This is a genomic window from Streptomyces inhibens (genome assembly GCF_022221585.1).
Taxonomy (GTDB): Bacteria; Actinomycetota; Actinomycetes; order Streptomycetales; family Streptomycetaceae; genus Streptomyces; species Streptomyces inhibens.
The window spans coordinates 3,584,780-3,596,278 of record NZ_CP084681.1 but is presented as its reverse complement, the minus strand read 5'-3'; the positions used below and the strand labels follow the sequence as shown (position 1 = coordinate 3,596,278).

Annotated in this window: 9 protein-coding genes; 7 read left to right on the top strand and 2 right to left on the bottom strand. The window is 70.9% G+C overall.

The genetic code is table 11. The annotated features are described in order from the left end of the window. Positions 1 to 25 precede the first annotated feature (25 nt). From KI385_RS16510 to alc, 5 genes are all read left to right on the top strand, one after another. On the top strand, positions 26 to 274 hold the full coding sequence (locus KI385_RS16510; protein ID WP_128512054.1) for a hypothetical protein: 249 nt from the start codon (positions 26 to 28) through the stop codon (positions 272 to 274). A 238-nt stretch (positions 275 to 512) separates the two neighbouring features. After that, positions 513 to 1,493 (top strand): acyl-ACP desaturase, encoded by a 981-nt coding sequence (locus tag KI385_RS16505; protein WP_238572964.1) that lies wholly within the window; start codon positions 513 to 515, stop codon positions 1,491 to 1,493. Between the two features lie 54 nt (positions 1,494 to 1,547). Continuing rightward, positions 1,548 to 2,519, top strand: coding sequence for a DMT family transporter (locus KI385_RS16500; protein WP_425357077.1), 972 nt, complete (start codon positions 1,548 to 1,550; stop codon positions 2,517 to 2,519). Positions 2,520 to 2,554: 35 nt separating this feature from the next. Continuing rightward, on the top strand, positions 2,555 to 3,544 hold the full coding sequence (locus tag KI385_RS16495; RefSeq protein WP_238572962.1) for a LysR family transcriptional regulator: 990 nt from the start codon (positions 2,555 to 2,557) through the stop codon (positions 3,542 to 3,544). An 89-nt stretch (positions 3,545 to 3,633) separates the two neighbouring features. Continuing rightward, a complete protein-coding gene (gene alc, locus KI385_RS16490) occupies positions 3,634 to 4,788 on the top strand; it encodes an allantoicase (RefSeq protein ID WP_238572961.1) in 1,155 nt (384 codons plus the stop codon). A gap of 155 nt (positions 4,789 to 4,943) precedes the next feature. Here alc and pepN read toward each other — a convergent pair whose 3' ends face one another. After that, complete coding sequence (pepN, locus tag KI385_RS16485; RefSeq protein ID WP_238572960.1) at positions 4,944 to 7,508, bottom strand: aminopeptidase N; 2,565 nt, start codon at positions 7,506 to 7,508, stop codon at positions 4,944 to 4,946. A gap of 164 nt (positions 7,509 to 7,672) precedes the next feature. On the opposite strand from pepN, the gene KI385_RS16480 reads away from it, so the two are divergent. Further along, entirely contained in the window at positions 7,673 to 8,209 is a 537-nt protein-coding gene (locus KI385_RS16480) for a DUF1203 domain-containing protein (protein WP_238572959.1), read from the top strand. A 97-nt stretch (positions 8,210 to 8,306) separates the two neighbouring features. Here the strand turns inward: KI385_RS16480 and KI385_RS16475 are convergent, their stop codons facing one another. Beyond that, on the bottom strand, positions 8,307 to 9,338 hold the full coding sequence (locus tag KI385_RS16475) for an aspartate-semialdehyde dehydrogenase (protein WP_238572958.1): 1,032 nt from the start codon (positions 9,336 to 9,338) through the stop codon (positions 8,307 to 8,309). Positions 9,339 to 9,743: 405 nt separating this feature from the next. Between KI385_RS16475 and KI385_RS16470 the strand changes: the two genes are divergently transcribed. Further along, the gene (locus KI385_RS16470; RefSeq protein WP_238572957.1) at positions 9,744 to 11,489 is read left to right on the top strand and encodes a TIGR03767 family metallophosphoesterase; all 1,746 of its coding nucleotides are present in this window, start codon (positions 9,744 to 9,746) and stop codon (positions 11,487 to 11,489) included. Positions 11,490 to 11,499: the final 10 nt, after the last annotated feature.

Genomic DNA, 11,499 nt, shown 5'->3' with positions numbered 1-11,499 from the left:
CCAAGGCGTCCTATACGTTGACTTCGTGAGCAACAAGGTCAATAAGAATGCCCTGCGCGCCGGATTCATCACCGCCGGCACCGCGCTGATGCTGCTGATGTCGTCCCCCGCGTTTGCGCTCACCCCAGACGATGGTGACGACCCGGGTCCGGGCCTGAGCGTGATCCAGACGCTCGGCCTCTATGTCGCTGCACCCATCGTGCTCTTCCTGGTCATCGCCGGGCTGGTCGTCGCGGGCGACAAGTCCCGCAAGCAGGCCAAGCCCAAGGACTGACGCCGGGCAGCAGTGACGCCTTCGGGGCGCCCATCGGTCACAAGAACCGAGGGGCGCCCTTTGTCGTACCCGGATATTTCCGCAGGTGAAAAAGGGGTTGCGCGGCGGCTATCGCGCGATTTTCGACCGTTTTGAGCGGGCGCAGCGTTTAACCGGTCCTAACCTACGATGACGTAACCTACGCAGCCGTAGGTCAAACCTACGGTCCCGTAGGTCATCGTCCCCCTGGAGTTCCCCCGTGACCATCGCCCCCGCCCGCCATAACGGAGAGCGCGGCCAGGCCGCCTGGAGCGACGCCCAGCTGCTCTACGCGCTCGAAGAGGTCGTCGAGAAGGAACTCAACCGGCATCTGAAGGTCGCCAAGGACTGGATGCCGCACGAGTACGTGCCGTGGAGCGACGGGCGGAACTTCCCCGGGGAGCTGGACGGCGAAGCCTGGGCCCCCGAGCAGTCCAAGGTCACCGACATCGGCCGGATCGCCCTGGTGGTCAACCTCCTCACCGAGGACAACCTCCCCAGCTACCACCACGAGATCGCCACGCTCTTCGGGCGCGACGGCGCCTGGGGCACCTGGGTGCACCGCTGGACCGCCGAGGAGGGCCGGCACGGCATCGTGATGCGCGACTACCTGCTCACCAGCCGGGCCGTCGACCCGGACGAGCTGGAGCGGTTCCGCATGGCCCATATGTCGGAGGGCTTCGAGTCCGACAATTCGCACAGCATGCTGCACTCGGTGGCCTATGTCGCCTTCCAGGAGCTGGCCACCCGGATCTCGCACCGCAACACCGGCCACCACTCCGGCGACCCGGTCTGTGACCGGATGCTGGCCCGGATCGCCACCGACGAGAACCTCCACATGGTCTTCTACCGCAACCTCCTCGGCGCGGCCTTCGAGCTGGCCCCCGACCAGACCATGTGCGCCGTACGCGATGTCGTCACCGGCTTCCGGATGCCCGGCCACGGCATGCCCGGCTTCGAGCGGTCCGCCGCCCGGATGGCCATCGGCGGGATCTACAACCTGCGCATCCACCACGACGATGTGCTGCAGCCCGTGCTGCGCTTCCTGAAGGTGCTGGAGATCGGCGGACTGGGCCCGGCCGGTCTGGCGGCGCAGGAGGAGCTGGGGCTGTTCATGGGCGGCCTCGACAGCCAGGCGCGGAAGTTCGACGAGCGTCAGGCGGCCATCCTGGCCCGCCGCCAGGCCCGCGCCAACGCCTGAGGCGCACCTTTCAGTTCTGCTGAAAGAAACAGGCATAATTATTCGATGGACCTGATGGTTGGCGGACTGCCACGGTGGAGGCTCACCACCGCCGAGGGAGAAGAAACCGTGGCAGTCCTGGAGAGGGTCCGCGCCGGCCGCACACCGTCCGCGCAGGGGCTCGGCCTGGCGCTCGCCCTGACGGCGACCGTCGTCTGGTCCGGCAACTTCGTCATCGCCCGCGCCCTGCACGACACCGTCCCGCCCGTCCAGACCGCCTTCTGGCGCTGGATCATCGCGCTGCTCGCGGTCGCCCCGTTCGCCCTCCCGCAGGTCCGCCGCCAGTGGCCGGTCATCCGCCGGCACCTGGGATTCCTGGCACTGGCCGCCCTGCTGGGCGTCACCCTCTTCAACACCCTCATCTACCAAGCGGGACAGAGCACCTCCGCCACCAACATGGCCATGATCGCGGCCGCCTCGCCGGCGATGATCGCGCTGTTCGCCCGGGGCGGGGAGAAGCTCGGCGCACGGCGGATCGCCGGAATGGTGATCGCGCTGGCGGGTGTGGTGACCCTGGTCGGCAAGGGATCGCCGACCGCGGTCCTGAGGCTGGACTTCGCCGGCGGCGACCTGTGGATGCTGGCCGCCACGGCCACCTTCGCCGGGTACAGCGCGCTGCTGCGCCGCCGCCCCCAGGAGATCGGTGGCCTGTCGTTCCTGTTCATGACCTTCGCGCTGGGCGCCGCCATGCTGGCTCCCGTCCACGGCGTCAGCCTCGCGGTCCAGGGCGGCTTCGAGCCGACCGGCGGCACGGTCGGACCGCTGCTCTACATCGGGATCTTCTCGTCCGCCGTCGCCTACTTCACCTGGAACAAGGCGATCGCCCTGGTGGGCGCCGCGCGGGCCGGGATCGTCTACTACCTCCAGCCGGTCTGTGTCGCGCTGCTGTCCTTCGCGGTCCTCGACGAGGCCGTCGGGGGTATCCAGGTGGTCTGCATGGCCCTGATCGTCGCGGGCGTCGCCCTCGGTGCCCGGGACAGACGCTGACCCGGGAGCGGACGCCGACTGCGTACGCTGCCCGCATGGCCGACTGGGACATCAAAAAGCTGCGTATCCTGCGCACTCTCCAAGAGCTGGGCACGGTCACCGCGACCGCCGAGGCGCTGCACATGACGCCCTCGGCGGTCTCGCAGCAGCTGACCGGGCTGGCCAAGGCGCTCGGCGTGACGCTCCTGGAGGCCCATGGCCGGCGGGTGCGGCTGACCGACGCCGCGCACCTGGTGCTGCGGCACGCCGACGCGGTCTTCGCCCAACTGGAGCGCGCGGACGCGGAGCTCCTCGGCTACCTCCAGGGCGAGGCGGGCCAGGTGCGGGTCGGCGCGTTCTCCACCGCCATCCCCGCACTGGTCGTCCCCGCCGTACAGGAGCTGCGCCGTACGCATCCGGGCCTGTCGGTGGCCGTACGGGAGGCGGAGGCGGAGGCCGCGTACGAGCTGCTGGCGGAGGGCAGCGTCGATCTGGCGCTGTCGCTGGCCGCGCACGCCCCCACCCCGCGCGACCCCAGGTTCAGCCAGGTCTCGCTGCTCGCCGACCCGCTGGACGTGGCGCTGCCGGCCGGCCATCCGCTGGCCGCGGAGCCCGGGCTGCGGCTGGCCGATCTCGCGGGCGAACCCTGGATCTTCGGCAGCAGCGGGCCCTGGTCGCAGATCACCACCACCGCCTGCGAGAGCGCCGGGTTCGTGCCCGAGCAGGCGCATGCCGCCGCCGACTGGAGCGCGATCTGGGCGATGGTCGCGGCGGGGATGGGCGTCGCGCTGGTGCCCCGGATGGCGATGGCGGGCGGCATCGGCGCCTTCGACCGGGGGGCACGGGGGGAGCGCGGCGGACCGGGCGGGAGCGGCGGTGCCGGGGTCGCGCTGCGGGTGCTCCACGCCGACCAGCCGCGCCGCCATGTGGTGGCGGCCGCCCGGCGCGGTTCCGAAGGCGCACCGGGCCTGGCCCGGGTGCTGGCGGCACTCCGGCAGGCGGCGGCCGCCCAGGCGCAAGGGGACCCAACTGTTCAGCCCAGCTGAACATAACCCTCAAGAACTTTCGATGGACCTGTGGGGTGGTCCGCTGCGACCGTGGAGCGGTCCGCAACCCGCTCCTTCGAAAGGCAACGATGACCGCCACCCCGGCCGCCGACCCCACTGATCCGCACGCCAACGACGCCAACCCGTACGGTGGCGGAGACCCCTACGCCGACTACCGCGGCGGGGACTTCCCCTTCACCTCGCTCGTCGATCTCGCCGACCGCCGCTTCGGCGCCGGTGTGATCGCCGCGAACGACGAGTTCTTCGCCGAGCGCGAGAACCTGCTGAAGCCCACTCCGGCGGTCTTCGACCCGGAGCACTTCGGCCACAAGGGCAAGATCATGGACGGCTGGGAGACCCGGCGCCGCCGCGGCGCCGACGGGGAGCACCCCTTCCCGACCGACGACGAGCACGACTGGGCGCTGATCCGCCTCGCCGCCCCCGGCGTGATCCGCGGCGTCATCGTCGACACCGCCCACTTCCGCGGCAACTACCCGCAGCAGATCACCGTCGAGGCCACCGCGCTGCCCGGCAGCCCCGGCCCTGAGGACCTGCTCGCCGACGAGGTGAAGTGGGAGGAGCTGGTCCCGCGCACGCCCGTCCGCGGCCACGCCGCCAACGGCTTCGAGGTCACCGCCGAGCGCCGCTTCACCCACCTCCGCCTCAAGCAGCACCCCGACGGCGGCATAGCCCGCCTCCGGGTCTACGGCGAGGTCGTGCCGGACCCGGAGTGGCTGGACGTGCTCGGCACCCTCGACCTGGCCTCCGTCATGCACGGCGGCACCGTCGAGGACGCCTCCGACCGCTTCTACTCCTCGCCCACCCAGATCATCCAGCCCGATCTGTCCCGCAAGATGGACGACGGCTGGGAGAACCGCCGCCGCCGGGTCAAGGGCACCCACGACTGGGTGCGCTTCCGCCTCGCCGCGCAGGGCGAGATCCGCGCGGTGGAGATCGACACCGCGTACCTCAAGGGCAACTCCGCGGGCTGGGCCGCGCTGCACGGCTGCGACGCGGCCGCCGGTGACCCGGCCGACGACGCCTCGTGGTTCGAGATCCTGCCGCGGACGAAGCTGCAGCCCGACACCCCGCACCGTTTCGTGCTGCCGCGCAGGGTCACCGCCACACACGTCCGGCTGGACGTCTTCCCGGACGGCGGCCTCGCCCGGATGCGCCTGCACGGCGACCTCACCGAGGCCGGCCGCGCCGAGCTCGTCCGCCGCTTCGACGCGCTCAACGGCTGAGCGGCGCCCCTGCAACCGCCGGGCCCCATGGGAGGGGAGGGGGCCCGGCGGCCTCGCACTCGTCCGGCGGACGGCAACGCACCAGGGGCCCCCCAAGCTCTTATGGAGCAGGGGGGACCCCCATGCCGGACGTCACCATGAAGGTGGGGGGCCGATCAGGCAGCCGCGTCGGCCGCCTGTGCCTTCAGCGCCCGCTCGATGCCCGCCCGCGACTCGGTGACCAGGCGGCGCAGTGCCGCGCTCGGCTCGGCCGAGGACAGCCAGGCGTCCGTGGCGTCCAACATCTCCTGCGAGACGTGCAGCGCCGGGTAGAGGCCCACCGCGATCTGCTGCGCCATCTCATGGCTGCGGGACTCCCAGATGCCCTTCACCGCGTCGAAGTACTTCGCGGTGTACGGCGCCAGCAGCTCCCGCTGATCGGTCTGCACAAAGCCGCCGATGACGGCCTCCTGGAGGGAGTTCGGGAGCTTGTCGGACTCCACGACAGAGGCCCAGGCCTCGGACTTCGCCTCCGCCGTCGGCCGCGCCGCACGCGCCGTCGCCGCATGCCGCTCGCCCGCCGAGGTCTTGTCCCGCTCCAGCTCCGCCGCGATGGCCTTCTCGTCCGCCCGGCCGGTGGCCGCCAGCCGCTCCAGCAGCGACCAGCGCAGCTCGGTGTCCACGACGAGCCCGGAGATCTCCTCCGTACCGTCCAACAGGCCCTGCAGCAGATCCAGTTGTGCGTCCGTACGGGCCGAGGCGGCGAACGCCCGGGCCCACGCCAGCTGGTGGTCGCTGCCCGGCTCGGCCGCCCGCAGGTGCTCCAGCGCCGCCTCGGTCCACGTCGCGAGACCGGTCTCGCGCCACTCCGGTGCCGCGTACAGATCCAGCGCCAGCTTCACCTGACGGTGCAGCGACTGGACCACACCGATGTCCGTCTCCTTGCCGATACCCGACAGCACCAGCGACAGATAGTCGCGGGTGGCCAGTTCGGCGTCGCGCGTCATGTCCCAGGCCGACGCCCACGACAGCGCACGCGGCAGCGACTCGGTGAAGTCCCCGAGGTGCGCGGTGACGACCTTCAGCGACTCCTCGTCCAGCCGGACCTTCGCGTACGACAGATCGTCGTCGTTGAGCAGGAACACGGCCGGGCGCGGGGCGCCCTTCGGGAACGGCACGTCGGTGCGCTCGCCGTCCACATCCAGCTCGATCCGGCTGGTGCGGACGAGCTTGCCGTCCTTGAGGTCGTAGCAGCCGATCGCGATGCGGTGCGGGCGCAGCACCGGCTCGCCCGTGGCGCCGGCCGGCAGCGCGGGCGCCTCCTGGCGCACCACGAACGAGGTGACGGCGCCCTTCGTGTCCACCTCGATCTCGGGCCGCAGAATGTTGATCCCGGCCGTCTCCAGCCACTTCTTCGACCAGGTCTTCAGATCACGGCCACTGGTCTCCTCCAGCGCGCCGAGCAGGTCCGACAGCCGGGTGTTGCCGTAGGCGTGCGCCTTGAAGTACGCCTGTACGCCCTTGAAGAACTCCTCCATGCCGACGTACGCGACCAGCTGCTTGAGCACCGAGGCGCCCTTGGCGTACGTGATGCCGTCGAAGTTGACCAGCACATCGTCGAGATCACGGATCTCGGCCATGATCGGGTGCGTGGACGGCAGCTGGTCCTGCCGGTACGCCCAGGTCTTCATGGAGTTGGCGAACGTCGTCCAGGAGTGCGGCCACTTCGATCCCGGGGCGTAGGCCTGGCAGGCGATCGAGGTGTAGGTGGCGAACGACTCGTTCAGCCACAGGTCGTTCCACCACTCCATGGTGACCAGGTCACCGAACCACATGTGCGCCAGCTCGTGCAGGATCGTCTCCGCGCGCACCTCGTACGCCGCGTCCGTCACCTTCGAGCGGAAGACGTACTGGTCGCGGATGGTCACCGCGCCCGCGTTCTCCATCGCACCGGCGTTGAACTCCGGCACGAAGAGCTGGTCGTACTTCGCGAACGGGTAGTCGTAGTCGAACTTCTCCTGGAACCAGTCGAAGCCCTGCCGGGTGACCTCGAAGATCGCGTCCGCGTCCAGGTGCTCGGCCAGCGACGGCCGGCAGTAGATGCCCAGCGGCACCGACCGCCCGTCCTTCTCGTAGGTGCTGTGCACGCTGTGGTACGGCCCGACGATCAGCGCGGTGACATAGGTCGAGAGCCGCGGCGTCGGCTCGAAGCGCCAGACGTTCCCGCTCGGCTCCGGCGTCGGGGAGTTGGAGATCACCGTCCAGCCCTCGGGGGCCTTCACGGTGAACTGGAACGTCGCCTTCAGGTCCGGCTGCTCGAAGGACGCGAACACCCGCCGGGCATCCGGCACCTCGAACTGCGTGTAGAGATACGCCTGCTGGTCCACCGGGTCGACGAACCGGTGCAGCCCCTCACCCGTGTTGGTGTACGCGCAGTCCGCGACGACCGTCAGCTCATTACGCCCGGCCCGCAGCCCCGGCAGCGCGATCCGCGAGTCCTTGAACACCTCGCCCGGATCCAGCGCCTCGCCGTTGAGCACGACCTCGTGCACGGCCGGCGCGACCAGGTCGATGAACGAGTCCGCGCCCGCCTCGGCGGCCTCGAACCGCACCGTCGTCGCGGACCGGTACGTCCCGCCCTCCTGCGCACCGGAGAGGTCGAGATCGATCTCATACGCGTCCACGGTCAGCAGTCGCGCCCTCTGCTGCGCCTCGTCGCGGGTCAGATTCGTGCCAGGCACCCGTTCATCTCCTTCGCATGCTTCTCGCATCGGACTCTTCGGCCATCCTTCCACGGTGACCCGGCCCGACGGGGGCCGGTGTTCGTGCCCGGGTGCCCGATATCCGGAATGCAACGTCCGATTTCCGCCGGTGGACGGGCCGGTGCGGGGCCGACGCTGGGGGGATGACGAAGCAGACCGGGAAGTACACGCCCCGCCCCATCGGGGCCACCGCCCTCAAGGAGCTCCGCGCGGTCGACGACGCGGGCCGGCCCGTCCTGCCGTTCACCGCCCACGAGGACGGCAACCCCGTGGAGTGTGTCGGCAGTCCGCTGCGCTGCTGTCTGCGGGCCATCGGGCCCGGTGAGCGGGTCGCGCTCGTCTCGTACGCCCCGCTGCGCCGCTGGGCGGACGAGACCGGGGCGGACCCCGGGGCGTACGACGAGCAGGGGCCGGTGTTCATCCATGCCGAGGAGTGCGACGGGCCGGCCGCCGCCACCGGCGCGGGGTACCCGTTCGCACGGCCGGGGGCGCTGCGCACCCTGCGCCGCTACAACGCCGAGGGGCAGATCGTCGGCGGCCGGTACTTCGAGATCCCCGAGGACGCCGGGGCCGGATTCGACGCGGCCTTCGACGAAGCGTTCGCCGACCCCGAGGTGGCGCTGGTGCACGTACGGGCGCTGGAGTACGGCTGTTTCCAGTTCGAGGTGCGGCGGGCCTGACCTGCGCAGCCCCACAAAACCCGCGCAGCCCCACAAACGGCGGGTGCCCGTACGGAGGAAGCCTCCGTACGGGCACCCGGGCGGTGCGTGGCGCGGATCAGCCGCGCAGCTCCGCCGCGACCAGCTCCGCGATCTGGACGGCGTTCAGCGCCGCGCCCTTGCGGAGGTTGTCGTTGGAGACGAACAGCGCCAGACCGTGCTCGACGGTCTCGTCCTGGCGGATGCGGCCCACGAAGGACGCGTCCTGGCCGGCGGCCTGCAGCGGGGTGGGCACCTCGGAGAGGGTGACGCCGGGGGCGCCGGCCAGCAGCTCCTGGGCGCGGGCGGGGGTGATCGGACGCGCGAAGCGGGCGTTGATCTGCAGCGAGTGGCCGCTGAAGACCGGGACGCGGACGCAGGTGCCGGACACCTTCAGCTCCGGGATCTCCAGGATCTTGCGGCTCTCGTGGCGGAGCTTCTGCTCCTCGTCGGTCTCACCCAGACCGTCGTCGACGATCGAGCCGGCCATCGGCAGCACATTGAAGGCGATCGGGCGGACGTACTTGTCCGGAGCGGGGAACTCCACGGCCGAGCCGTCGTGGGTCAGCTTGGTGGCGTCCTGCTCGACGGCCTTGCGGACCTGGCCGTCCAGCTCCTCCACACCGGCCAGACCGCTGCCGGAGACCGCCTGGTAGGTGGCGACGACCAGCGAGACCAGACCGGCCTCGTCGTGCAGCGGGCGCAGCACCGGCATCGCGGCCATGGTCGTGCAGTTCGGGTTGGCGATGATGCCCTTGGGCCGGTCCGTGATCGCCTGCGGGTTGACCTCGGAGACGACCAGCGGGACCTCGGGGTCACGGCGCCAGGCCGAGGAGTTGTCGATCACGACGGGGCCCGCGTTGGCGACCTTCTCCGCCAGCGCCTTGGACGTCGAGCCGCCGGCCGAGAAGATCACGATGTCCAGCGCCGAGTAGTCGGCGGTGGCCGCGTCCTCGACCGTGATCTCGGTGTCCTGCCACGGCAGCGTACGTCCGGCGGACCGGGCCGAAGCGAACAGCCGCAGCTGCTCGACCGGGAAGTTGCGCTCGGCGAGAATGCCTCGCACCACGCCGCCGACCTGTCCGGTGGCTCCGACGATTCCGATCCTCATGGGACTCCTTCTTTCCGGTTCTTTCCGGCCTGACGTGGGTGTCTGCTTCGGAACACCTGCTCAGTAGTGCCTCCATCATGTGTGTGACACCCGTCGCCTTGTCCAATCAGTTCCAATACGTGGCGGGTCGACGGGCCGGACGGCGACGGAGCGTGTCGACACCCTCACGGTAAGTGTGCCCCGTGGGTGCGGGATACCCCGTGGAGTGAACACCCGGTGACCGCCGGCCGCACCCTCGGGCAGTACTCCGTGACCGCCCGGTGGCCGGCAGATCCCTGTGCGGTGATGGGCCCGCTGCGTTGCGGTGGCGTTCACGCGCAGGTCACCCCCGATGCCAACGATCCCAGGTGACAGGGCAGTTGTGCTGCCCGGCCGCCTTCGCGTTCGCACTCGGGGAGCCCGCGTATGTCCCGTATACGGTCCGCCGCCACTCTCGACCGCCGTACGTTCCTCACCGCCACCGGAGCCGTCGGTGCCGCCACCGGGCTCGGGCTCGCCTTCGGCATCGGCCCCGACCGGGCGGCCCAGGCCGCCACCGTCACCCCGGGCCCGGCCCCGGCCGCGCCGGTACCGGTCGACGCCCCCGCCGTGCCCCGCGCGCCGTACGCCAGGGGCACCACCCTCGGCGACGTCGCCACCCCGCGCGGCAGCGGAGGCTACCGCCGGCTCGCCGACGGCCCCGCCTGGGACCGGGTGGTACGCGCCGAGCTGGCCGCGGCCCACGGCGGGCGCGACCGGCGGCGTACCGCGCTGGCGTCGTTCGTGCAGTTCACCGACCTGCACCTGGTCGATGTGCAGAGCCCGCTGCGCTACGAGTATCTGCGCGCCGAGACCGCCAGCGCCTGGCGGCCGCAGGAGGCGCTCTCCGTCGCCGGGGTCGTCTCGCTGATCGAGCGGGTCAACGCGCTGCCCGGCGGGCCCGCCACCGGAGCCCCGCTGTCCTTCGTGATGACCACCGGCGACAACACCGACAACAACTCCAAGCTGGAGCTGCAGTGGTTCCTGACCGCGATGAGCGGCGGGCGGATCACTCCCAATTCCGGCGACCCGCGCCGCTATGAAGGCGTCCAGGACAGCGGGCTGAAGCTGTTCTGGCAGCCGGACAGCGCACTGCGCGACGCCGACAAGAAGCTGGGCTTCCCGCAGCTGCACGGGTTCCTGGACGCCGCGATCCGCACCGTCCACAGCCCGGGGCTGCGGCTGCCCTGGTACTCGACGGTCGGCAACCACGACTCGCTGCCCGGCGGCTGCTACGCCCCCGCCGACCCCTTCTGGACCGAGCTCGCCACCGGCGGCCGCAAGCTGGAGACGCTGCCCGCCGCCGAGGCCGCGAAGGTGTGGAAGGCGGTCAAGGACGGCCTCGACCCCAAGGGGGAGGACTTCAAGCGGCTGCTGAAGGCCCACGCCAAGCAGGCCAGGGCGGTCACACCCGACGAGCGGCGCGCTCCCTTCACCCGCGCCGAATACCTGCGCGCCCATCTCGACCCGGCGCACACCGGCCCCGGCCCGCACGGCCACGGCTACACCGCGGCCCATCTCGCCGAGGACCGCCTCTACTACACCTTCAAGGTCTCCGACGATGTCCTCGGTATCAGCCTGGACACCACCGACCCCGGCGGCCACTACACCGGCTCGGTCGGTGACGCCCAACTGCGCTGGCTGGAGCGGACGTTGAAGGCGAACGAGAAGGGCGACCGGTTGCATGTGCTGGTCTTCAGCCACCACACCAGCAAGACGATGAACAACACCCGGCCCGACCCGGCCCGCCCGCACGAGAAGCGGCACGGCGGTGCGGAGCTGGTCGAGCTGCTGGCCGCCCACCCCCGCGTCGTCGGCTGGATCAACGGCCACAGCCACAAGAACGACATCACCGCGCACGGCAGCTTCTGGGAGGTCTCCACCGCCTCGCACATAGACTTCCCGCAACTGGCCCGGGTCATCGAGCTGGTGGACAACCACGACGGCACGCTGTCGCTGTTCACCACCCTGGTCGAGTCGGCCGCACCGCACCGCACGGACTTCACCGACCTCTCGCAGACCGGGCTGGCCGCCCTCTACCGCGAGCTGTCCTTCAACGCCCCCGAGGCCCGTACGGACCTGGCGGGCACGGCCCGGGACCGCAACGTCGAGCTGCTGCTCAAGCGGCGCTGACGGCCGGGGT